This window comes from Enterobacter sp. CFEC122 (assembly GCF_052983755.1).
On record NZ_JBRIQR010000005.1, the window covers coordinates 112,681 to 135,140 of the forward strand.

Consider the following 22,460-nt stretch of genomic DNA (forward strand, 5'->3'; position numbering starts at 1 on the left):
GTGGAGAAGTTCATGAGTACAGTTCGAACAATTAACATTGCGCTGATCGGGTATGGATTTGTGGGCAAAACCTTCCATGCCCCGTTAATCCAGTCTGTGGACGGGCTTAAGCTGGCCGTGGTCTATTCTCGTGATGAAGAGAAGGTTAAACGCGATCTGCCGGACGTAGAGGTGGTCGCCACCCCTGAAGAGGCTATTCAGCATCCGGATGTTGATCTGGTGGTGATTGCCTCCCCCAACGCCACGCACGCCCCGCTGGCGACGCTGGCTCTGAACGCCGGCAAGCATGTCGTGGTGGATAAGCCTTTCACCCTCGACATGCAGGAAGCCCGCGACCTGATTGCGCTGGCGGAGGAAAAGCAGCGTCTGCTCTCCGTCTTCCACAACCGCCGCTGGGACAGCGATTTTCTCGGCATTAAGCAGATTATTGAGCAGGGCACGCTCGGCAAAATTAAACATCTGGAGTCGCATATTGACCGCTTCCGCCCGGAAGTGCGCGTGCGCTGGCGCGAGCAGAACGTCCCCGGAAGTGGCTTATGGTTTGACCTGGGTCCTCATCTTATCGACCAGACGCTGCAGCTCTTTGGACTGCCGCAGTCGGTTCAGGGGAATATCGCGACGCTGCGCGACGGTGCAGAAATCAACGACTGGGCGCACGTGGTCTTAAACTACCCGGAGCATAAGGTGATTCTGCACGCCAGCATGCTGGTGGCGGGCGGTACGGCGCGCTTTGCCGTCCACGGGGAAAAGGGCAGCGTGGTGAAGGCCAGAATCGATCAGCAGGAAGCACAGCTGCTCTCTGGGGTGATCCCCGGCAGTGAGGCCTGGGGCGAAGACAGCGACAGCATGGTGTTCTTTGGCGCTGACGGCGCATCGCAGACGATCCCTACCCCGAAAGGCGATCAGCGTCAGTACTACATCAACGTGCGTGATGCGCTACGCGGGGAAATCGCCAATCCTGTCCACCCTGTTGAGGCATTGGCGGTAATGGCCGTGCTGGAAGCGGCGGTGACGTCGTCGGAAACGGGGTCAACGCAGACGCTGGCGTTAACGGCTGAAGAGCGTGCTCTGTTGGGTTAAAAAACAAGCCGGGTGACGCGTAGCGCTCCCGGCCTACGATTCTGGAATTGCATCGTAGGCCGGGTAAGGCATAGCCGCCACCCGGCAAGCGTTAAAGACTACGAACGCTTTTTCGGCATCATGCGCAGCAGGGTATTATCTTTCCAGAAATAGTGGTGCATCAGCGCCGCCGCGGCGTGCAGGCCAATCACAAAATAGCCCAGATTTGCCAGCGTCTCGTGCCACTCTTTCAGCATATCTACCAGGTCAAAATTGGACTCCGCCGCATGCGGCATCGCCAGGCCAAAAGCAAACCAGTCGCTGCCCCGGTTATACATCATCACAATGCCAATCAGCGGCAGCGCAATAAACAGCAGATACACCACCAGATGCCCCAGATGAGACATCCCCGTCACCATCGCTTTTGGCTTCGGTTGAATCGGTGGTGCACGGAATTTCAGGCGAACCAGCAGACGCGTCACCATCAGCACCAGGATACTGATCCCGCATGAGACGTGGATCATGTTGATCGTCGGGCGCGCGGTGCGCGGGAAGAAACCTCTGAACTCCATGGCGCAGTAGGCGACGATGATTAACAGAAACACCAGCCAGTGGATGCCGATTTGCAGGCTTGTATATTTAGTGCGCATGTGATTTCTCGATTAAAAACAGTTACCGCGCCAACATAATCTCCTTTCCTTAAAAATTCATTAACTTTTCTGTATGGTTTTTCAAATACATCCTCCCGCATGAAGCATCTTCAATTGCCGCCCTGCCCGTGATGGTCTAAGCCTGGATGAGTTCAAACTGTCACATCGACACGTTTACAGGAGAACACCATGAGTAAAATTGGCATTAACGGATTTGGACGCATCGGACGTCTTGTTCTGCGCCGCCTTCTTGAAACCCAGGACAGTAATACCGTCGTCGCCATCAACGACCTCACCTCTCCAAAAGTGCTGGCCTACCTGCTCAGGCACGACTCCAACTACGGTGGCTTCCCGTGGAGCGTGGATTTCACCGAGGATGCGCTGATCGTTGACGGTAAAACCATCGCGGTGTATGCCGAAAAAGAGGCAAAGCACATTCCGTGGAAAGCCGCGGGCGTGGATATCATAGTGGAGTGCACCGGCTTTTATACGTCTGAAGAGAAATCACGGGCGCACCTGGACGCGGGCGCGAAGAAGGTGCTGATCTCTGCGCCCGCGGGGGACATGAAAACCATCGTCTACAGCGTGAACGACGAGACCATTGACGCCAGTGATACCATTATTTCCGTCGCCTCCTGCACCACTAACTGCCTCGCCCCGCTGGCAAAAGCCCTGAACGACGCGTTTGAAATTAAGGTGGGCACCATGACCACCATTCATGCCTATACCGGTACCCAGGCGCTGGTGGATGGCCCGCGCGGGAAAGATCTTCGCGCCTCCCGGGCGGCGGCAGAGAATATCATTCCGCACACCACCGGCGCCGCAAAGGCCATCGGTCTGGTGATCCCTGCGCTCAGCGGCAAACTGAAAGGCCACGCCCAGCGCGTGCCGGTTAAAACGGGCTCCGTGACCGAACTGGTGGCCATTCTGGGCAAGAAAGTGACCGTTGAGGAGATTAACGCCGCGCTGAAAAAGGCCACTCAGGGCAATAAATCGTTCGGGTATACCGATGAAGAGATTGTGTCGTCAGATGTGATTGGCTCGCATTATGGTTCGGTGTTTGACGCCACGCAGACGGAGGTGTCAGAAGCGGGAGACCTTCAGCTGGTGAAAGCCGTTGCCTGGTATGACAACGAGTATGGGTTTGTGACGCAGCTGGTGCGGACGCTGGATAAGTTTGCGGCGCTGTGATTTTTCCCCCTCACCCTCTCCCCAATGGGGCGAGGGGATTGTTCCGTGCCTAAATTATTTTACGTGCGCCCTTCAGGACAGGATCCTGCTGTAGCTGTTTCCACGCGGCGGTGACGGCCTCAGGGAATTCAACGTGAGCAATATAATCCCGCCCGGCCGGGCCATAGCCGTTAGCGTCGTCATACAGGCGCGGCAACTCCCCCATAACCAGTGAAAGGTAACGGTCAACGGGCCACAACCCGGTGTGGCCCTCGCTGAATTCCACGCCCTCGTTACCGTTTTGCAGCGTCGGCGTAAACCCGGGATGGCTGATCCACTGCGGTGAAACGGGCTCATCACGACACACGCGGGCAAACGTCGCCATCGTGCGGCGCTGCATCGTCGGATCCTGCACCACCAGCACCCGCCCGGTCGTTCGATGACGCTGTTTCAGCATGTTCCAGCTAAAGCGCGCGTTTTCACCGCAGTTGGTGGAGCGATCCTCAACCCACAGACGCGCCTCGGGGATCTGCCAGAACGCCCGCGCAATGTCGGCAAGAATGCTCGCTTCGGCCCGCCCTGTGACCGGTACGGTGTGGTAACGCGGATGATTGCCAATGGCGGTATATAAAAAGGGGGTCGAATGGCCGATGCCGCCGCTGATCAGAAGCGGTACATCTCTCTGGGCGGCAATACGGCAGGCCGCGTCAATGGTTGGGATCACCGCGTTTCCGGCCAGAATCACCGCATCGACTTCCGGGCTCGGACGGGTCGCGCTCAGGTCATCCTGCGCCAGCCATGCGCCGACAGTATTGATGGCCGCCAGCGTGGCATCCGCCAGAACGGGAAAATGGGGCTGAACCATGGTGAACTCCTCACGTTGTTGAAGCGCCGAATTTATCATTTTTCTGAAATAACCAGAAACATCCAAAAATCATCGGGTTGCACCTGCCTATTATGCTTTTGATTTCCAGCCCTACAAAACATTGTATTGTGCAGGCGGCATGAAAAAGCACCCAACGCTGCTTATTTCGCCGTGATCTGACCAGTTTTATCCCCCCTGCGCTTGCCAAAGACAACATCCAACCCTAAGTTGCTTAACAATTTCACAACCTTTTTTATCATCACAGGTTGCACCTGAAGCGCGCCAGGTGACACCTCTCTCATCATCAACGTGGCGGGGTTTCAGGTCATCACAGAACATGAAAGTACGACGACGGTGTTACGTAAAAATAAAAAGGTGTTAATCGCCAGCCTTACCGGGAGCGCCATTGAATGGTTTGACTATTTTCTCTACGGTACGGCGGCCGCGCTGGTCTTCAATAAGATCTTTTTCCCGATGGTCGATCCGGTGATCGGACTCATCCTCTCTTATCTCTCTCTCTTTCTCATTAACCTTCTTTATTCGCCCCATTGGTGGGGTACTTTTCGCCCACATCGGCGACCGCATCGGACGGAAAAAAACCCTCGTGCTGACCCTCTCTTTGATGGGAGGTGCAACCGTTATGATTGGCCTGCTGCCCACGTATGAGATGATTGGCCTCTGGGCGCCTGCGCTGCTGATCCTGATGCGCATCATTCAGGGGATGGGCATCGGCGGTGAATGGGGCGGCGCGCTGCTGCTGGCCTATGAATACGCGCCAGAAAAACGTAAAGGCTTCTTCGGCAGTATTCCGCAGGCGGGCGTCACCATCGGCATGCTGATGGCAACCTTTATCGTGTCGCTGATGACCCTGTTCAGCGAGGAGGATTTTCTCTCCTGGGGCTGGCGCATCCCGTTCCTGCTGAGCTCGGTGCTGGTGTTGCTCGGCCTGTGGATCCGCAAAGATATTGACGAAACGCCCGATTTTCAGAAAGTGAAAGCGTCCGGCCAGGTGGCTAAGACTCCCCTGCGCGATACGCTGAAACATCACTGGCGTGAAGTGCTGATTGCCGCCGGTTTGAAGGTGGTTGAAACCGCGCCGTTCTATATTTTCTCGACCTTCGTGGTGAGCTATGCCACCAGCACGCTGACGTATCAGAAATCGCAGGCGCTGGAAGCCGTGACGCTGGGAGCCCTGGTGGCGACCCTTATGATCCCGCTAATGGGGCTGCTCTCCGATAAGGTAGGCCGTCAGCGCATGTACGCAATCAGCGTCTTCGTGCTGGGCCTGTTTATCGTACCGTGGTTTATGCTGCTCAATACCGGCACCACGTGGGGTATCGTGCTCGCGACGGTCATCGCCTTTGGCGTGTTGTGGGCCCCTGTCACGGCGGTACTCGGCACGCTGTGCTCTGAAATCTTTAGCGCAAACGTGCGCTACACCGGCATTACGCTCGGCTATCAGCTGGGTGCCGCGCTGGCAGGCGGTACCGCGCCGCTGATTGCCACCGGCCTGCTGGCAAAATACGACGGCGACTGGGTGCCGGTGGCCTGGTATCTTGCCGTCACGGTGACCATTTCTTTAATCGCGATTTTCTGCGCCAGCCGCGTTAAGCGCGCCACTCTCATCCAGGCGCAGCCCGAACGTCTCTGACCCTTCCCGGCCCGTCCTGCGGGCCGCTCTTTTTCCTTAAATTTCCCTTCACCATTTGATTAACATGCGTAAATCATATTCACTTGAATTATCATTTGCGGGAGTCGTAGAATCGCTAGCCCGCTAATTATTCAATCATTTCTAAGGTAAACGACGTTATGCGCCTGCCCGAACGCGACCCTTATGCTCCTCGCGAGTGGCAGCCACATGAGAAACCCGCCCTGCTGGGTTCGCCCTCCACGCCCGAACACAGTACGCCAAAACGCATTGCCTATGGCGTCGTGGGCCTGCTGGTCTGCCTGACGGGCGCGCTGGGGAATGCGGTGGTGACCGCCAACCTGCAAAATTTGCAGGGGACCTTCGGCGCCTGGTCAACCGAAATCGCCTGGCTGCCCGCGGTTTATGTGATGACCAACATCTCCATCAACCTGCTGCTGGTTAAATTCCGCCAGCAGTACGGCCTGCGCGCCTTTACGGAAGGTTTTCTGGTGCTGTACGTGCTGGTCACCTTTTTCCACCTGTTCGTTAACGATCTCAGCTCGGCGCTGATGGTGCGCGCCGCGCACGGCATGGTGGCCGCCGCGCTCAGCTCGCTGGGGATTTACTATCAGATCCAGGCCTGGCCTGCGAAGCACCGCCTGAAGGCGCTGACCATCGGCATCACCGGATCGTCGCTCGCCATCCCGCTGGCCCGCCTGTTTTCAACCGAGCTGCTGCAGCTGGACGAGTGGCGCGGGCTCTATTTCTTCGAGCTGGGACTGGCGCTGATCTCCCTGGCCTGCGTCATCGCCTTAAAACTGCCGCCGGGCGACCGGCGCAAGGTCTTTGAGAAAAAAGACTTTATCACCTTCTTTTTACTGGCCCCCGGGATGGCCCTGCTCTGTGCCGTCCTCTCTCTGGGCCGCCTTGACTGGTGGTTCGAAGCGCCTTGGATCGGCTGGTCGCTGGCGCTATCGTTGGTGCTGATTGTCGCAGCCATCGTCTTTGAACATAACCGCAGCAACCCGCTGCTGAACACCCGCTGGCTGTCGAGCGGCAGCATCGTCCGCCTGGGGCTGATTATGCTGCTGATCCGTATCGTGCTGGCAGAGCAGAACACCGGCGTCATCGGCTGGCTGCAGTACGTGGGCTTACAGAACGAGCAGATGACGCATCTGGCGTGGTCCATTTTCGCCGGGATCGTCTGCGGGATTGTCACCAGCTGTCTCACCATCAAGCCGACGAAACTGGCGTGGCCAATCATCACCTCTCTGGCGCTGATGATTGTTGCCTCGCTGCTGGACAGCCAGTCCAACAACCTGACCCGTCCGGATCAGCTGATGGTAAGCCAGTTCCTGCTGGGCTTCGGCAGCGCCTTCTTCCTGGCGCCCGCTATGCTGGCCGCCATTGGCGGGGTGATCGCCGACCCGCGGAACCTGGTCAGCTTCTCGGTGATGTTTGGCATGAGCCAGAACCTCGGTGGCCTGCTGGGCTCCGCGATCCTCGGCACCTTCCAGACCTGGCGCGAGAAATACCACTCCAGCCTGCTGGCGGACCAGCTCACCACGCTCAACCCGCTGGTCAACGAGCGAATTCAGCTTTATACCCAGATGTATAAAAGCCTGATTGGCGACAGCGCGCTGCTGGGCACCCAGGCGATAACGCAGCTGCAAACGGTCACCGCGCTGGAGGCGAATATTCTGGCTTATAACGATACTTATCTGCTGACGGCGAGCATCGCTGCCGCCACGCTGGTCTGGATTTTATGGCGCTTGCTGCGCCTGCGCATTACTGCCCGTCTGGCGCTGAAGAACGCCACCGGCAACAAATAATTGAAAGAGTTCTGGAGAGTTTATGAGTCAGCAGGATGCCGCCAAAGAGCAGGCCAACACCCGCAAAAATGTGCGCATTGTTTCCGTTTTCACCGCCGCCGCCATCGGTATTGTCGGCGTGCTGGTGATCCTTTATGCGTGGCAACTGCCGCCGTTCACCCGTCACGCGCAGTTTACCGATAACGCCTACGTGCGCGGCCAGACGACGTTTATCAGCCCGCAGGTGAACGGCTATATCACCGAGGTAAAGGTTCAGGACTTTGTGCAGGTGAAAAAAGGCGACCTGCTGCTGCAGATCGATGACCGTATCTATCGTCAGCGGGTGCATCAGGCAGAGGCGCAGCTGGCGATGAAAATTGCCGCCCTGAATAACAACCTGCAGCAGCGTAAAAGCGCCGAAGCAACAATCGCCAAAAATGACGCCGCGCTGAAAAATGCCCGCGCCCAGAGCCTGAAAAGCCAGGCGGATTTAAAACGGGTGAAAGAGCTGACGGCGGACGGCTCGCTTTCCATTCGCGAGCGCGACGCCGCGCTGGCCAGTGCCGCTCAGGGTAGCGCCGACATCGACCAGGCGAAAGCCGCCCTTGAGATGTCGCGTCAGGATCTGCAGACGGTGATTGTCAATCGCGGTGCGCTGGAAGCGGATGTTGAAAACGCCAAAGCGGCGCTGGAGCTGGCGCAGATTGACCTGCAAAACACCCGCATTGTGGCGCCGCGTGACGGCCAGCTCGGCCAGATCGCCGTGCGTCTCGGGGCCTACGTGACCGCCGGAACCCATCTCACCACCCTGGTGCCGCCGCAGCACTGGGTCATCGCCAACATTAAAGAGACCCAGCTCGCGGAGCTGCGCGTCGGCCAGCCGGTGAAGTTCACCGTCGATGCCCTGAACAACAAAGCGTATCAGGGCCGCGTGGAGAGCATCTCCCCGGCGACCGGCGTGGAGTTCAGCGCCATCACGCCGGATAACGCCACCGGGAACTTTGTCAAAATTGCCCAGCGTATTCCGGTGCGCATTGAGGTGCTTGGTAAGCCTGAGGACTCTGCCCTGCTGCGTCCGGGTATGTCGGTACAGGTGACCATTGATACGCGGGAGGCGAAGCAATGATCCTTCGCCCGATAGCCGCGCTGGTGGCGGCGGTCATGCTGGCCGGATGCCAGTCCGTTGACGTCAAACCGGCGCAGCCGACGCTGCACATCCCCACCCAGTGGCGCACCGTCTCCGGCCCTGCCAGCCCGACGGAGCAGCTCTGGTGGCGTAATTTCCATGACAACCACCTGAACCGCTATGTGGATCAGGCGCTACAGCATAACAGCGACGTGCTGATCGCCCGCGAACGGATAAACGAGTATCAGGCGCGGGTCTATGCGGCCGACGGCAGCCTGTTTCCCTCCCTCGACGCGGGCGTAACCGGGACGCGCGCCCGTTCACAATCCGCTGCGACCGGGCTGCCGGTTTACGGCACATTGTACAAAGGGAGCCTGACGGCAAGCTATGACGTGGATATCTGGGGCGTCAACCGCAGCACCTCGCGCGCTGCCGAAGCCTCGCTGGCGGCGCAAAAAGCCGCGGCCGCGGCCGCGGATTTGACCGTCGCCTCGTCTGTGGCATCCGGGTATGTCACCCTGCTCTCGCTTGACGAGCAGCTGCGGGTGACCGAGTCCACGCTGAAATCGCGCGAAGAGGCGTTTAACCTCTCGAAGCGTCAGTTTGAGACGGGCTACAGCTCGCGCCTGGAGCTGATGCAGTCGGATTCCGAACTGCGCTCGACGCGGGCGCAGGTGCCCGTGCTGCAGCACCAGATTGCACAGCAGGAGAATGCCCTCAGCCTGCTGCTGGGAAGCAACCCCGGCGACGTGGCGCGCAGCGAAAGCTTTGCGGCACTGACGCCGCTAACGCTGCCGTCGCAGCTGCCTTCTGCGCTCCTGAACCGCCGCCCGGATATCGTCCAGGCCGAACGCCAGCTGGTAGCGGCGGATGCCTCGCTCGCGGCGTCGCGCGCCAGCCTGCTGCCGTCGATCAACCTGACCGCGACAGGATCGGTTCAGGATCGCACCCTTTCCGGCCTGCTGGACAACCCGCTTCAGCTCTGGAGCGTCGGAGGCAGTATTCTCGCCCCGCTGCTGAACCGCCAGGCGCTGAATGCGCAGGTGGATATTTCTCAGTCCCAGCGTAACCAGGCGCTGTACGCTTATGAAAAAACCGTGCGTAACGCATTTGCCGAAGTGAACAACAGCCTTGATGCGATAAGTCGCTATCAGGAACAGCTGACGGAGCTGCTTGCCCAGCAGGATGTGGCCCAGGAGACGCTGCGCATTGCGCAGAATCGCTATCGCAACGGCTACTCCTCCTATCTGGACGTGCTGGACGCGCAGCGCACGCTGTTCTCGGTCCAGACCAGCGTCGTGCAGGTGAAAAATAACCTGCTGCTGGCGCAGATTGATTTGTACAGAGCGCTGGGCGGCGGCTGGGTCAGTGCCTGAAAACCTGCCCGGTGGCGCTTATTCCTCAGCCCTGTAAGCCGGGTAAGGCGTAGCCGCCACCCGGCAATCCCCACAAGGAGTCAATCTATGCAACAACAGTGGTCTGCAGTTGATAATTTCATGATTTCGTCACTTATTCCTGACGATGACGTACTGAATCAGGTGCTGGAAAACAACAAACGCGCCGGGCTGCCTGAACATGATGTCGCGGCCAATCAGGGGCAGCTGCTGGCGCTGTTCGTGCGCATGACGCAGGCAAGACGCATTCTTGAGATCGGGACGCTGGGTGCCTACAGCTCAATCTGGATGGCGCGCGCGCTGCCGCCGGACGGTAAGCTGATTACGCTTGAGGCCGATCCCACGCATGCCCGCGTTGCGCGCGAGAATATTCAGCTTGCGGGGTTAAACGAACGCATTGAATTAATTGAGGGTCCGGCGCTGAGCTCGCTGGAGAATTTCGGCGAGGTTCCGCCGTTCGACCTGATCTTTATTGATGCCGATAAGCCAAACAATCCCGGCTATCTGGAATGGGCGCTGCACTACTCCCGCCCCGGCACGGTAATTATCGGCGATAACGTGGTGCGTGACGGCGAGGTAATCAACGGGGAAAGCGACGACGCGCGCGTGCTGGGCGTGCGGCGTTTTATTGAGATGATGGGGGATAACCCGCGCTTAACCGCCACCGCGCTGCAAACGGTGGGGATTAAGGGTTGGGATGGGTTTACGCTGGCGATTGTAGAACGATAACCAGCCGGGTGGCGGCTTTGCCTTACCCGGCCTCCCCGTTCTCCCGTAGGCCCGGTAAGCGCAGCGCCACCGGGCAAGGGTTTAACCTGAAATCTGCTCCATCGCCTGCAGAATACGCTTATCCGAAATCGGATACGGCGTACCGAGCTGCTGGGCAAAGAAGCTGACGCGCAGCTCCTCGATCATCCAGCGGATCGCCTGCACGTCTTCATCGTCGCGGCGAGCTGGCGGCAGCTTGTTCAGCCACTGCTGCCACGCCTGCTGCACGCTCTCCACTTTCAGCATCTGCGCGCGGTCGCGGTGCGGATCGATAGCCATTTTCTCCAGACGTTTTTCAATCGCCTGGAGATAGCGCAGCGTATCGCCGAGACGGTTGAAGCCGTTGCCGGTGACAAAGCCGCGGTAAACCAGCCCCGCCATCTGCGCCTTCACGTCCGACAGGCCCAGCGCCATGGTCATATCCACGCGCCCTTTCAGACGCTTGTTGATGTTGAACACGGTGGTGAGGATCTGCTCGACCTGTTTGGCAATCTCCACCACGGTGTCGTTCAGCTCCGCACGCACCTTCTCGTGAAGCTGAGCAAAGTCCTCTTCCGTCCAGACCGGGCCGCCCGCCTCGTGGATCAGTTTGTCCACGCCGCAGGAGATGCAGTCGTCAATCAGATCCAGCACCTTGCCGTACGGGTTAAAGTAGAGCCCCAACTTGGCCTTGTTCGGCAGCTTCTCGTGCAGATACTTGATCGGCGACGGGATGTTGAGCAGCAGCAGGCGACGCAGCCCGCGCCACATCATCTGCTGCTGTTCCTGCGGGTTATCAAACAGTTTGATCGCCACGCTGTCGCGCTCGTCCACCAGCGCAGGCCAGGCTTTCACCTTATAGTTGCCGCGCTTCTGCTCGTAGCTTTCCGGAAGCTGACCAAAGCTCCAGATGTGCAGCCCGCTCTGCTCGATGCCGTCGTCGGCCACCGCAGAGAGCGTCTCCTGGACTTTGCCTTTCAGCGCCTCTTTCAGTTCGCCGAGCGAACGCCCTTCCTGCAGCTTTTTGTTTTTATCGTCCACCACGCGGAAGGTGATTTTCAGGTGATCGGGCACCTGATCCCAGTTCCAGTCGTCGCGGTCGATGGTGGTGCCGGTCATGCGGCGGAACTCGCGCTCCAGCGCGTCCAGCAGCGGCAGCTCCAGCGGCGTGACGCGGCCCAAAAACGCTTCCGCGTAGTTTGGCGCAGGCACAAAGTTGCGGCGCACCGGTTTCGGCAGAGATTTGATCAGCGCAATCACCAGCTCGCGGCGCAGGCCGGGAATTTGCCACTCGAAACCGCTCTCGTCCACCTGGTTTAACAGCGGCAGCGGAATGTGGACGGTCACGCCGTCCGCGTCTGCCCCCGGCTCGAACTGATAGGTCAGCCGCAGCTTGAGGTTGCCCTGATGCCAGAAGTTCGGGTAGTCGAGCTTGCTGACCGACTCCGCCCCCTCTTTAATCAGCATGCTCTTTTCGAAGTTGAGCAGGTCCGGCGTCTCTTTGCTGGCCTTCTTCCACCAGCTGTCGAAGTGGCGGGCGGAAATCACATCGTGGCTGATGCGCTGGTCGTAAAACTCGAACAGCGCTTCATCGTCCACCAGAATGTCGCGGCGGCGGGACTTGTGCTCAAGTTCCTCCACTTCCGCGCGCAGCTTCAGGTTTTCGCGGAAGAAGGCGTGGCGCGTCTGCCAGTCTCCCTCCACCAGCGCGTGACGGATAAACAGCTCGCGGCTGAGCGCCGGATCGATCTGGCTGTAGTTGACCTTGCGCGCGGCGACCACCGGCAGGCCGTAAACGGTCACTTTTTCGGTCGCCATCACCGCGCCCTGCGCGCGCTCCCAGTGCGGTTCACTGTACGAGCGCTTAAGCAAATGCTGCGCCACCGGTTCGACCCATTCCGGATCGATACGGGCGGCAATGCGTCCCCACAGGCGGCTGGTTTCTACCAGCTCGGCAACCATGGTCCATTTCGGCGGCTTCTTGAACAGGCCGGAACCGGGGAAGATGGCAAAACGGGCGTTGCGCGCGCCGGTATACTCCTGCTTCTCGGCGTCCTTCATCCCAATGTGGGACAGCAGGCCGGTCAGCAGCGCGATATGGATTTCGCGGTACTCCGCCGGTTCGCTGTTCACCGGAATGCCCAACTCTTTCACCACCTGGCGAAGCTGGGTATAGATATCCTGCCACTCGCGCACGCGCAGGTAGTTGAGGAAATCCACCCGGCACTGGCGGCGGAACTGGTTCGAAGAGAGCGCCTTCTGCTGCTCGCCGAGGTAGTTCCACAGGTTCACGAAGGCGAGGAAATCGGACTCTTTGTCGTGGAAGCGACGGTGCTTTTCGTCCGAGGCCTGCTGTTTGTCCATCGGACGCTCGCGCGGATCCTGAATGGAGAGCGCCGAGGTAATGATCATCGCCTCGCGCACGCAGCCGTGCTTTTGCGCTTCCAGCACCATGCGCGCCAGACGCGGGTCGACCGGGAGCTGGCTGAGCTGGCGGCCCAGCGGCGTCAGCTTATAAACCGTCGCCTGCTCGTCGGTGGTAATCGCCCCGAGCTCTTCCAGCAGACGCACGCCGTCCTGAATGTTGCGTTTATCCGGCGCTTCGACGAACGGAAACGCCGCGATGTCGCCCAGCCCCAGGGCGGTCATCTGCAGGATAACGGACGCCAGGTTGGTGCGCAGAATTTCCGGGTCGGTAAACTCCGGGCGCGACAGGAAATCGTCTTCGGAATAGAGACGAATGCAGATCCCTTCCGACACGCGGCCGCAGCGGCCCTTACGCTGGTTAGCAGAAGCCTGAGAGACCGGCTCAATCGGCAGCCGCTGAACCTTGGTGCGGTAGCTGTAGCGGCTGATGCGCGCCGTGCCCGGGTCGATCACGTATTTAATGCCCGGCACGGTGAGCGAGGTTTCCGCCACGTTGGTCGCCAGGACGATGCGGCGTCCGCTGTGCGGCTGGAAGACGCGGTTCTGTTCGCTGTTGGACAGGCGGGCATACAGCGGCAGGATCTCGGTGTGGCGCAGGTCGCGCTTGCTGAGCGCATCGGCAGTATCGCGGATTTCGCGTTCGCCGCTCATGAAGATCAGGATGTCGCCCGCGCTTTCGTTACCCAGCTCGTCAACGGCGTCGAAGATGGCCTGCAGCTGGTCGCGCTCGGTATCATCCGCCTCTTCCACAATCGGGCGATAGCGCACTTCAACCGGATACGTCCGTCCAGACACCTCAATAATCGGCGCATTGTTGAAGTGCTTCGAGAAGCGTTCCGGGTCGATGGTCGCGGAGGTAATGATAACTTTCAGATCCGGGCGACGCGGCAGCAGCTCTTTCAGGTAGCCGAGCAGGAAGTCGATGTTCAGGCTGCGCTCGTGCGCTTCGTCAATGATGATGGTGTCGTACTGCATCAGCAGGCGATCCTGCTGAATTTCCGCCAGCAGAATACCGTCGGTCATCAGCTTGACCATGGTGTTATCGCTCACGTGGTCGCTGAAGCGCACCTTGTAGCCGATGCAGCCGCCCGGCTCCGTCTGCAGCTCTTCGGCAATACGGTTGGCAACGGTGCGCGCCGCCAGACGACGCGGCTGGGTATGGCCAATCAGGCCTTTTATCCCGCGGCCCAGCTCCATACAGATTTTCGGCAGCTGGGTGGTTTTCCCCGAACCGGTTTCACCCGCCACAATCACCACCTGGTGGTCGCGTACGGCCTCAAGAATGTCCTGTTTCTTCTGGCTGACGGGCAGGTTTTCCGGGTAGGTAATCGCCGGGCGCGCAGCTTCGCGCAGCACAACCTTCCCTGCCGCCTGTTCAATCTCTTTCGCCATCTCCTGGTAAATGGCCTGTTGAGCATCAGGATTTTTAACCTTCTTGACGCCGTGCAGACGGCGGGCGAAGCGCTGTTTATCGCGCAGCGTCAGAGAATCGAGCTGTTGCAGGAGCATCGGGAAGGTGAATTTTTGTTGTTCTGTCATAGCGTTAAAGGGCAGTACACGCCCTGATAAACTCTCTTTTTAATGATTGCTATAGAGTACCACACTGACGCCTTTCGTGCCTTATTCAAAAAATTCGAACATAGGCTTCGATATATTGCGCTATCTCTGTGGCAGGATTGTGAATAGAGTGTCAACAAACAACGGGGCAACCCCCTTCAATCAAATGCAACAACAGGAATCACCCATGAGCAAAGTATTAGTTTTGAAATCCAGCATTCTGGCAGGGTACTCTCAGTCTGGTCAGCTGTCTGATTACTTCGTTGAACAGTGGCGTGAACAGCATTCTGCTGACGAAATCACCGTGCGTGACCTGGCTGCAAACCCCATTCCTGTGCTCGATGGCGAGCTGGTTGGCGCGCTGCGCCCAAGCGATGCGCCGCTGAGCCCGCGTCAGCAGGAAGCGCTGGCCCTGTCCGACGAGCTGATTGCTGAGCTGCAGGCGCATGACGTCATCGTCATCAATGCCCCAATGTACAACTTCAACATCCCAACCCAGCTGAAGAACTACTTCGACCTGGTGGCGCGCGCTGGCGTAACCTTCCGTTACACCGAGAACGGCCCTGAAGGTCTGGTAAAAGGCAAACGCGCTATCGTGCTGACCAGCCGCGGCGGTATCCACAAAGATACCCCAACCGACCTGGTTGCGCCGTACCTGAGCCTGTTCCTGGGCTTCATCGGCATCACTGACGTGAACTTCGTGTTCGCGGAAGGCATCGCTTACGGTCCGGAAGTGGCGACCAAAGCGCAGACCGACGCGAAAGCCGCCATCGACAGCCTGGTTGCAGCGTAAGACTTCACCCTCTCACCGCCCGGTGGGAGGGTTTTTCTTTTCCCCCGCATTTCGCTATCATCCGCTCCCACTCTCCAGCCGGGCGGCCTGATGTCTGCGATCATTGATTCTTTTATTGCCCCACCGTGTCACGATGACATTCAAATCCTCTGGCAGGATGAACATCTGCTGCTGATCGATAAGCCTTCCGGCCTGCTCAGCCTCTCGGGCAAAAATCCGCAAAACCTTGATTCCGTCCATTATCGTCTGGTTCAGACGTTCCCGGGCTGCACGCTGGTGCACCGTCTGGATTTTGGCACGTCCGGGCTGATGGTGGTTGCGCGCAATAAGGCCATTAACGCGGCACTGTGCCAGCAGTTTAGCCAGCGCAGCGTGGAGAAAGTCTACAGCGCCCTGCTTTGCGGCCACGTGGTAAATGATGAAGGGGTCATTGACGCCTCGATTGCCAAAGACCCGGCGCTGTTCCCGCTGATGGCGATCTGCGCCATCACCGGTAAACCCGCCCGCTCCCGCTACCAGGTCGTGGAACGGTTTTATCAGGGGGCGGGATTACCGTTAACGCGGGTGAAACTGATCCCGGAGACCGGGCGAACCCATCAGCTGCGCATTCACTGCCAGCAGCTGGGGCACCCGATTCTGGGTTGCGATCTGTATGGCGGTCTTGACGTGCCGGGCGCTGAAGACGCGCCCCGGCTGATGCTGCATGCCAGCGAGCTGAATTTTATTCATCCCGTGAGCGGCGAGCCGGTTAACGCCCGCCACGCCGCCCCGTTCTGAATGTGGTTTACCACATCAAATCGTCAGGGATTTTGAAGTCCGCGTACGGATCGTCTTCGTCCTGCTCTTCCTGGCTGAGCGCGCTGTTTAACACGATGCTGTCGGCATCGCGCTGGGCAATTTTATCGGCCACTACCGCCGGGATAATCGCGTATTCGCAGTCACCGCTGGCGTTGATGACCAAGCGGGCAATCGCCAGACGGCCGTTGATCAGCTGAGCCTGGGTTTGCTTGTCCACCTCGATTTTTTTGATCAGATTACCGTCGGTGAAGTTAAAGGTAATGTTGCCCCTTGAGACGGTGATGCGGTTCATCTCGATCAGCTGCTTCACCTGCGCCTTAAACTCTTTCGCCAGCACGGCCTGCTTCTGCTGCTCGCTCAGCAGCTTGTCACGCTCGATCTGGGCCTTCTTGTTCTCTTCTACCGCTTCCCGAGCCTCACGCGCCTGAACGCGTGATTTCTTTGCCGTGCGCTGCACTTTCGCCGCTTTCTTGCTGCTGACGAGGCCCGCTTTCAGCATCTGCTCTTGTAAGGTGAGTTTTGTCATGATTATTTCTAAACCGGTTGGAAATTTTGGGGATTATAGCGGGAATTGCGGAGCGTGTGCCAGAGAAGCAGGCATGGCGTTTTGCTGCCGGAGTCTGGTTCATTCTTCATGCAGCTTCTACGAATGGTAATGCGTGAATAGTGGTTAAAAATTACCAGGTCATTTTCTTAAAAAATGAGCCGTTCATAAATATGATGTGAGGTTTATATCTGTACCCACTACAGGCGTTGGTATATTCATAGCGCATTTCAGGAGACTGTAATTTACATTTTTTGTCTGCTTCTATTCATGATCAGCACTGAATTGTTAAAAATTCACTGTGTTCATCGGTTGATTTTTAAACTGTCGAGGCGGAGAATCCACACAAAAATAAAGGATAAGGATTTCATATGTTTCGACTCTACAGGTCACATGAATTAACACGGCGATTAGACCCTGGAGATTTTCAATATATTCTGACGCCTGCGGGCTCGCTGAGAGAGGCATGTATTTATTACGATCTTTCTTATGAAGCGAACGGTCACAGTCTAACTTTTGGTCTCCCCAAGAAAAAATATAGCGTATCCCCACATCAAAGACCGTATGAACGCAGGTATCGCAGCGACGCAGATCCCATTTATGACGAAGTAAAACACGAGCTGAAAATTGGTTGGCTTGTTGGTGTGGATACCTCCAGGCGCTGGAGCAGCGACCGGAACCCGTTTTATATCGACAATAACGGCGAGCTAATTTTTACCCCTACTTCCTCATCGTGGCATGCATGGTATAAGGACGAAATCCTGAGTGCCTACCGGCACGTTATTGCCGATCGCCAAGGCAGGAAGCCCGCTCCTACTCAACGGATGCATTATGATTATTACGCGCCAACCTCTGCACCGTCGGAGAAAACGCTGAACAGTAAAGCTGTGGGTCGTCTGCTCGCCGCTGGTGGTATTTATAACGGCAATATTACAAGGTTTCATGAAACCGCGCTGCAGCTTGGCGGAGATTCTCCAGCAGGTTATGAGCAAGTCATGAACAACAAAGGGTTAATCATTGCGAGCGCCTCCGTTGCGGCAGGATTAACAATGGGCAGGTTAAATCCTTTAAGCGAAATAGATGAAATATCGGGGCTCAGTAAAATACCAGCATTTGAGAGCCCATATGTAAAAGGTTTCACCTCTCAGAGCGGCACACTAGTGAATGCTGAACACGCGGTTGTCGACCCGAAAAAACTCGCGGCTTATGCTTTAGATTCAACACATCCTACTGGAGGACACAAAGCCCGAGTGTTTGAGTCAGCGCTGGGATACAACCCAACTAATGCAGATGTTTTAGCCGCAAGAATTCAGGACGGCGTATTATTGGCCCCAGCAAAAGTTTTGCAGGCAAATAGTTACGGTCAAACAATGGCTGTCGAAATGCCCATTTTAGGCGTCAACGGTGAAACAGCAATCGTGCGTACTGGCTGGATGTATGAAACAGACGCGTTAGTTCCTCGCCTGACAACCCTATTCGTTAAATGAGAAAATACAAATGAAAAGAGCCGAATTAGACGTTGTGGTTTTAGGAGAGGATTTACCGAATGAAGGGCTGGTAAAAGGGACTATTGGTACGATTGTTATGGTTTTCAATACCCCGACGCTGGCCTATCTTGTCGAGTTTTGCGACGAAGAAGGAAGAACAATAGCAATGCCTGCTTTGCTTCCCGCTCAGTTGAAGAGTTATTTCACCCCAAATATCCTTAAAACATTGCTGGTTGACAATAATTTCCCCGTAGCGAACCCAGTAGATCCAGACGTAATAGCAGATTTGATGCGCAACGCCGCCCCTGCTGAATGGGATGCTCAGAAGAGAAGAATTTACGAGGATATCCAACGCCTAATGATTAACCGGCTGGACTACTCTGGTATGTTCGAAATCATGGATGGACTTGAGTATAACGGTTTGACGCTGTACAGCCTGGCGCAGGCGGAAAACGGTGAACCCGTATGGTCGAATATCTACATTCGAAACGTTGAAATACGTGACAACGACATCTATGTTGATCCAAACCTTACTGACAAGGTACTCATTGGTGAAGATGCTATGTCCGTGTTTGCCTACAACTTCAAAGATGACTGTTTCGAGATCCGTGATAAGGCATCGACCGAATTTGCCATTGAATCACATGTTAACTTCAGCGAAATGTTGTCCGCGCTGATTGATACAATGAACTGAAATCCGCAACATCCATTGCTGGTTGTAATTGCAACCAGCCTATTTCTTCCCAGCGCCGCCTGAACAATCACGAAGCAGATAACCATCGCAGTCCGTTCATGAACTTCCCTCATGTTGCATTGAAATTAAGTCACTTCCCCTGCTCCACGGGCTCAGGCATAAATTATGCATTGGTAACTTCTTAGCAACATGAACTTAGGATGCATAACCACAATGAGCAAAGCTTTCACATATACCCTTAAGCGCAGTTGCTTCGATGAGAATTACAACCCGTCAGAAAATACGCGTACGACCACCAACTTCGCCAACCTGGCGCGCGGAGAAAAGCGTCAGGAAAACCTGCGCAATACGCTGGTGATGATCAACAACCGCTTTAATGCTTTAGCGCGCTGGGATAACCCAAACGCCGATCGCTATGCGGTTGAACTTGAAATCATCTCTGTCGATTTGAATATTGGCGCGGAAAAGCCGTTCCCGGCCATTGAGATACTGCAAACCACCATTGTCGACAAGAAAAACAACCAGCGTATCCCTGGCATCGTCGGGAATAACTTCTCGTCTTACGTGCGGGATTATGATTTCAGCGTGCTGCTGCTGGAGCACAACAAGAACCAGCAGCACTTCAGCATTCCGGAAAAATTTGGCGAACTGCACGGCAATATCTTCCGCCATTTTGTGAGTTCACCTGAATACAAAGAGAACTTCACAAAAGGACCGGTGATTTGCCTGAGCGTCTCCAGCAAAGATACCTATCGCCGCACCGGTAACCAGCACCCCATGCTGGGCGTTGAGTACCAGCCGGATGGCGAATCGCTTACGGAGCAGTACTTCGCGAAGATGGGCCTGAGCGTGCGCTACTTCATGCCGGAACACAGCGTGGCGCCGTTCGCGTTCTTCTTTACCGGGGATTTGCTGAGTGATTACACCGACCTCGAACTGATCGCCACCATCAGCACGATGGAGACGTTCCAGAAGATCTATCGCCCGGAAATTTATAACGCCAACTCGGCGGCGGGGCTGTGCTACCGACCGGATTTGAACCAGCAGGATCACTCCTTAACCAAAATTGTGTATGACCGGGAAGAGCGAAGTCGTCTGGCGATTGAACAGGGTCGGTTTACCGAAGAGTACTTTATTAAGCCTTACAAACACATTCTTGAGCAGTGGTCTGATAACTACACGCTTTAATACATTAAAAAAGGTCTTTTATTATGAAAACATTGCTCCCGACTTCAACGGCTGGCAGCCTGCCAAAGCCGACCTGGCTTGCGCAACCTGAGACGCTCTGGTCACCGTGGAAGTTACAGGATCAGGAACTGCTGGCAGGCAAGCAGGATGCGCTGCGCCTGTCTCTGGATGAGCAGATCCGCGCGGGAATCGATATCGTCAGCGACGGGGAACAGACCCGCCAGCACTTCGTCACCACCTTTATTGAACACCTGAGCGGCGTCGATTTTGAGAACCGCCAGACGGTGCGCATTCGTAACCGCTATGACGCCAGCGTGCCGACCGTGGTTTCCGCGGTTGCGCGCCAGAAACCGGTCTTCGTCGACGATGCAAAGTACCTGCGCCAGCTCACGGACAAGCCGATCAAATGGGCCCTGCCGGGGCCGATGACCATGATCGACACCCTGTATGACGCGCACTATAAAAGCCGCGAAAAGCTGGCCTGGGAATTCGCCAAAATCCTCAACCAGGAAGCGCGAGAGCTAGAGGCCGCAGGCGTGGACATTATCCAGTTCGATGAACCGGCGTTTAACGTCTTTTTTGATGAGGTCAACGACTGGGGCATCGCCGCGCTGGAGCGCGCCATTGAAGGGCTGAAGTGCGAAACCGCGGTCCACATCTGCTACGGCTACGGCATCAAGGCCAATACCGACTGGAAAAAGACGCTCGGCTCGGAGTGGCGCCAGTACGAAGAGGCCTTCCCTAAGCTGCAGACCTCTAACATCGACATCATCTCCCTGGAGTGCCACAACTCCCGCGTGCCGATGGATCTGCTGGAGCTGATCCGCGGTAAAAAAGTGATGGTTGGGGCGATCGACGTGGCAACCAACACGGTTGAAACGCCGGAGGAAGTGGCCGATACGCTGCGAAAAGCGCTGCAGTTTGTCGACGCCGACAAGCTGTACCCGTCAACCAACTGCGGCATGGCGCCCCTCTCCCGTCAGGTTGCCAACGGCAAGCTTAAAGCACTCAGCGCTGGCGCAGAAATTATCCGCCAGGAGCTTGGCGCGTAATCCCCTTACGCTGCCAGTACGGCGGCGTACCAAAGCGCTCGACGTAATAATCAATCACCGCCCTGACGTTCAGGGGCGGATGTCGGGCATCAGGGTAGATCGCCGCGATAGCCTGTTGTTCCGTAGTGATGGCGCACTCCAGCGCGGGCAGGAGCGGAATCAGCTCACCGCGCTGGAGCGGCTCGCTCACCAGCCAGTCCGGAAACAGCACAATCCCCATCCCGCCAAGCGCCGCGGCCAGCAACGCTTCCGCATTATTCGAGGTCATCAATGGCGTCACGGGATAGTGTGTCCACGCCTCGCCCGCTCTGCGCAACAGCCAGCGGTTAGGCCCTGACGATCCGCGATACACCAGGCAATGATGGCGGTTCAGATCGTCCGGCACTTCTGGCGCACCGTGTTTACGCACGTAGTCTGGCGACGCGGCCAGATGGTACACCTGCTGCCCAAACACCCGCGCGCGAAACGACGAGTCCGTCAGCACGCCAATGCGGAAGATAAGGTCTGCCGCATCCCGGTGGGGGTCAATGAAATCATCGGTCAGCGTCAGCTCTACGCTCAGGCGAGGATAGCGTGCCGACAGGCCGGGAAGTCCTGGGGCTATGTGCTTCTGGCCGAAAAACACCGGTCCGTTAATGCGGATCGCACCGGACGGCTCCACCGCACGCGCGTCCAGCTCCCGGCGCGCCTCTTCCAGGTTTTCCGCCATCGACCGGGCGTAGCGAATAAACAGATGACCGCTTTCCGTGGGAATGACGGCCCGCGTATTGCGATAGAAAAGCTGCTGCCCGAGCGCATCCTCGAGCTGGTGGATCACGCGCGATATCTGCGAGGCCGATATCCCCTGCCGCCGCGCCACGACGGAGAAGTTCTGCGCTTCATACACGTCGATAAAGATCAGCAGCGCGCGGATGTTGATGTTGCTGGCGTCAACCATTAATGCATATCCTGCAAAGGTGTTTCTACCATTATGGCATTTTTCTCATTGCACAACCCACGTAATCTTCTTCGCCTGAAAACGGAGGAAGAAGAATGCAGTTGGTTTTGATTTTACTGGTGATTGCTGGCGGGATGGGCCTCTCCGTCGAGGCGGGCCTGCTGGGACCGCTGGGGGGGAAGGTCGGGGATTTATGGGCGACGTTCAGCATTTTTGGCGTCGGCGCCGCGCTGACGTTTCTGCTGATGCTGTTTTTCAGCCCGCGCAACAGCCCGTCGTTTTTCGCACAGCCCGGCTGGCAGCTCCTCGGCGGGGTGCTGGGTCCGATCTACGTCGTCATACTGACGCTCGCCACGCCGACTATCGGCATCGCGCTGACGATGATTGGCATTCTGGCAGGTCAGGTTGTTAAAAGCCTGATCATTGACCACTTTGGCCTGCTGGGTACGCCGCACAGGAAGATAAACGCAAGACGCATCGTGGCGCTGGTTTTTATTATTGCCGCACTGGTACTGGTCGCAAAGGGGTAAA

At 57.0% G+C, this 22,460-nt stretch carries 18 protein-coding genes and 1 pseudogene; 14 read left to right on the plus strand and 5 right to left on the minus strand.

What is annotated here, in order from left to right:
• The first annotated feature begins 12 nt into the window (after positions 1–12).
• A complete protein-coding gene (locus ACVCAM_RS05655; RefSeq protein ID WP_407223333.1) occupies positions 13–1,080 on the plus strand; it encodes an oxidoreductase in 1,068 nt (355 codons plus the stop codon).
• A 98-nt stretch (positions 1,081–1,178) separates the two neighbouring features.
• Here ACVCAM_RS05655 and cybB read toward each other — a convergent pair whose 3' ends face one another.
• Entirely contained in the window at positions 1,179–1,709 is a 531-nt protein-coding gene (gene cybB / locus ACVCAM_RS05660; protein ID WP_021242559.1) for a cytochrome b561, read from the minus strand.
• Between the two features lie 189 nt (positions 1,710–1,898).
• Between cybB and gap the strand changes: the two genes are divergently transcribed.
• Positions 1,899–2,900, plus strand: coding sequence for a type I glyceraldehyde-3-phosphate dehydrogenase (gene gap, locus ACVCAM_RS05665; RefSeq protein ID WP_045372776.1), 1,002 nt, complete (start codon positions 1,899–1,901; stop codon positions 2,898–2,900).
• A 49-nt stretch (positions 2,901–2,949) separates the two neighbouring features.
• On the opposite strand, the gene ACVCAM_RS05670 is transcribed toward gap, so the two are convergent.
• Positions 2,950–3,744: a YdcF family protein gene (locus ACVCAM_RS05670; RefSeq protein WP_407223332.1), complete on the minus strand. Its 795-nt coding sequence runs from the start codon at positions 3,742–3,744 to the stop codon at positions 2,950–2,952.
• A 327-nt stretch (positions 3,745–4,071) separates the two neighbouring features.
• Between ACVCAM_RS05670 and ACVCAM_RS05675 the strand changes: the two are divergent.
• From ACVCAM_RS05675 to ACVCAM_RS05695, 5 genes and pseudogenes are all read left to right on the plus strand, one after another.
• Positions 4,072–5,395: pseudogene (locus ACVCAM_RS05675) on the plus strand (MFS transporter).
• Positions 5,396–5,553: 158 nt separating this feature from the next.
• Positions 5,554–7,206, plus strand: a complete 1,653-nt coding sequence (locus ACVCAM_RS05680) for an MFS transporter (RefSeq protein ID WP_008502308.1) — start codon at positions 5,554–5,556, stop codon at positions 7,204–7,206.
• Positions 7,207–7,228: 22 nt separating this feature from the next.
• Positions 7,229–8,311: an HlyD family secretion protein gene (locus tag ACVCAM_RS05685; protein WP_025911245.1), complete on the plus strand. Its 1,083-nt coding sequence runs from the start codon at positions 7,229–7,231 to the stop codon at positions 8,309–8,311.
• Complete coding sequence (locus tag ACVCAM_RS05690; protein ID WP_407223331.1) at positions 8,308–9,687, plus strand: efflux transporter outer membrane subunit; 1,380 nt, start codon at positions 8,308–8,310, stop codon at positions 9,685–9,687. The genes ACVCAM_RS05685 and ACVCAM_RS05690 overlap by 4 nt, the downstream gene beginning before the upstream one ends.
• 87 nt (positions 9,688–9,774) lie before the next feature.
• Positions 9,775–10,434, plus strand: a complete 660-nt coding sequence (locus ACVCAM_RS05695; RefSeq protein ID WP_045416039.1) for an O-methyltransferase — start codon at positions 9,775–9,777, stop codon at positions 10,432–10,434.
• An 81-nt stretch (positions 10,435–10,515) separates the two neighbouring features.
• On the opposite strand, the gene hrpA is transcribed toward ACVCAM_RS05695, so the two are convergent.
• Positions 10,516–14,418, minus strand: coding sequence for an ATP-dependent RNA helicase HrpA (gene hrpA, locus ACVCAM_RS05700; RefSeq protein ID WP_407223330.1), 3,903 nt, complete (start codon positions 14,416–14,418; stop codon positions 10,516–10,518).
• A gap of 205 nt (positions 14,419–14,623) precedes the next feature.
• Here hrpA and azoR point away from each other — a divergent pair, with 205 nt between their 5' ends.
• Entirely contained in the window at positions 14,624–15,229 is a 606-nt protein-coding gene (gene azoR / locus ACVCAM_RS05705; protein WP_008502313.1) for an FMN-dependent NADH-azoreductase, read from the plus strand.
• Between the two features lie 90 nt (positions 15,230–15,319).
• Positions 15,320–16,006: an RluA family pseudouridine synthase gene (locus tag ACVCAM_RS05710; RefSeq protein ID WP_095442560.1), complete on the plus strand. Its 687-nt coding sequence runs from the start codon at positions 15,320–15,322 to the stop codon at positions 16,004–16,006.
• Between the two features lie 7 nt (positions 16,007–16,013).
• Here the strand turns inward: ACVCAM_RS05710 and ACVCAM_RS05715 are convergent, their stop codons facing one another.
• The gene (locus ACVCAM_RS05715) at positions 16,014–16,553 is read right to left on the minus strand and encodes a DUF2058 domain-containing protein (protein ID WP_023327414.1); all 540 of its coding nucleotides are present in this window, start codon (positions 16,551–16,553) and stop codon (positions 16,014–16,016) included.
• Between the two features lie 389 nt (positions 16,554–16,942).
• Here ACVCAM_RS05715 and ACVCAM_RS05720 point away from each other — a divergent pair, with 389 nt between their 5' ends.
• The 4 genes from ACVCAM_RS05720 to ACVCAM_RS05735 all read left to right on the plus strand — a co-directional run bounded on the left by ACVCAM_RS05720 (position 16,943) and on the right by ACVCAM_RS05735 (position 20,992).
• Positions 16,943–18,058 carry a DUF6883 domain-containing protein gene (locus tag ACVCAM_RS05720; protein WP_407223329.1) on the plus strand — a complete coding sequence of 372 codons (1,116 nt, stop codon included), beginning with the start codon at positions 16,943–16,945 and terminating at the stop codon, positions 18,056–18,058.
• 10 nt (positions 18,059–18,068) lie between these two features.
• Positions 18,069–18,752: a YrhA family protein gene (locus ACVCAM_RS05725; protein ID WP_100122597.1), complete on the plus strand. Its 684-nt coding sequence runs from the start codon at positions 18,069–18,071 to the stop codon at positions 18,750–18,752.
• A 213-nt stretch (positions 18,753–18,965) separates the two neighbouring features.
• On the plus strand, positions 18,966–19,940 hold the full coding sequence (locus tag ACVCAM_RS05730; protein ID WP_320750792.1) for a DUF1852 domain-containing protein: 975 nt from the start codon (positions 18,966–18,968) through the stop codon (positions 19,938–19,940).
• A 23-nt stretch (positions 19,941–19,963) separates the two neighbouring features.
• Positions 19,964–20,992, plus strand: a complete 1,029-nt coding sequence (locus ACVCAM_RS05735; RefSeq protein ID WP_021241377.1) for a methionine synthase — start codon at positions 19,964–19,966, stop codon at positions 20,990–20,992.
• Here ACVCAM_RS05735 and ACVCAM_RS05740 read toward each other — a convergent pair.
• Positions 20,967–21,929, minus strand: coding sequence for a LysR family transcriptional regulator (locus tag ACVCAM_RS05740; RefSeq protein ID WP_023327409.1), 963 nt, complete (start codon positions 21,927–21,929; stop codon positions 20,967–20,969). The genes ACVCAM_RS05735 and ACVCAM_RS05740 overlap by 26 nt on opposite strands.
• Before the next feature lie 95 nt (positions 21,930–22,024).
• Here ACVCAM_RS05740 and ACVCAM_RS05745 point away from each other — a divergent pair, with 95 nt between their 5' ends.
• Positions 22,025–22,459, plus strand: coding sequence for a DMT family transporter (locus ACVCAM_RS05745; protein ID WP_021241375.1), 435 nt, complete (start codon positions 22,025–22,027; stop codon positions 22,457–22,459).
• The last annotated feature ends 1 nt before the right edge of the window (position 22,460 follow it).

Bases quoted from the DNA above. Each gene is read 5' to 3' on its own strand.
- ACVCAM_RS05730 (WP_320750792.1), top strand. From the start codon at position 18,966: ATGAGCAAAGCTTTCACATATACCCTTAAGCGCAGTTGCTTCGATGAG.
- cybB (WP_021242559.1), bottom strand. From the start codon at position 1,709: ATGCGCACTAAATATACAAGCCTGCAAATCGGCATCCACTGGCTGGTG.
- gap (WP_045372776.1), top strand. From the start codon at position 1,899: ATGAGTAAAATTGGCATTAACGGATTTGGACGCATCGGACGTCTTGTT.
- ACVCAM_RS05740 (WP_023327409.1), bottom strand. From the start codon at position 21,929: ATGGTTGACGCCAGCAACATCAACATCCGCGCGCTGCTGATCTTTATC.
- ACVCAM_RS05655 (WP_407223333.1), top strand. From the start codon at position 13: ATGAGTACAGTTCGAACAATTAACATTGCGCTGATCGGGTATGGATTT.
- ACVCAM_RS05725 (WP_100122597.1), top strand. From the start codon at position 18,069: ATGAAAAGAGCCGAATTAGACGTTGTGGTTTTAGGAGAGGATTTACCG.
- ACVCAM_RS05670 (WP_407223332.1), bottom strand. From the start codon at position 3,744: ATGGTTCAGCCCCATTTTCCCGTTCTGGCGGATGCCACGCTGGCGGCC.
- ACVCAM_RS05690 (WP_407223331.1), top strand. From the start codon at position 8,308: ATGATCCTTCGCCCGATAGCCGCGCTGGTGGCGGCGGTCATGCTGGCC.
- hrpA (WP_407223330.1), bottom strand. From the start codon at position 14,418: ATGACAGAACAACAAAAATTCACCTTCCCGATGCTCCTGCAACAGCTC.
- ACVCAM_RS05715 (WP_023327414.1), bottom strand. From the start codon at position 16,553: ATGACAAAACTCACCTTACAAGAGCAGATGCTGAAAGCGGGCCTCGTC.
- ACVCAM_RS05685 (WP_025911245.1), top strand. From the start codon at position 7,229: ATGAGTCAGCAGGATGCCGCCAAAGAGCAGGCCAACACCCGCAAAAAT.
- ACVCAM_RS05720 (WP_407223329.1), top strand. From the start codon at position 16,943: ATGTTTCGACTCTACAGGTCACATGAATTAACACGGCGATTAGACCCT.
- ACVCAM_RS05745 (WP_021241375.1), top strand. From the start codon at position 22,025: ATGCAGTTGGTTTTGATTTTACTGGTGATTGCTGGCGGGATGGGCCTC.
- ACVCAM_RS05695 (WP_045416039.1), top strand. From the start codon at position 9,775: ATGCAACAACAGTGGTCTGCAGTTGATAATTTCATGATTTCGTCACTT.
- azoR (WP_008502313.1), top strand. From the start codon at position 14,624: ATGAGCAAAGTATTAGTTTTGAAATCCAGCATTCTGGCAGGGTACTCT.
- ACVCAM_RS05680 (WP_008502308.1), top strand. From the start codon at position 5,554: ATGCGCCTGCCCGAACGCGACCCTTATGCTCCTCGCGAGTGGCAGCCA.
- ACVCAM_RS05735 (WP_021241377.1), top strand. From the start codon at position 19,964: ATGAAAACATTGCTCCCGACTTCAACGGCTGGCAGCCTGCCAAAGCCG.
- ACVCAM_RS05710 (WP_095442560.1), top strand. From the start codon at position 15,320: ATGTCTGCGATCATTGATTCTTTTATTGCCCCACCGTGTCACGATGAC.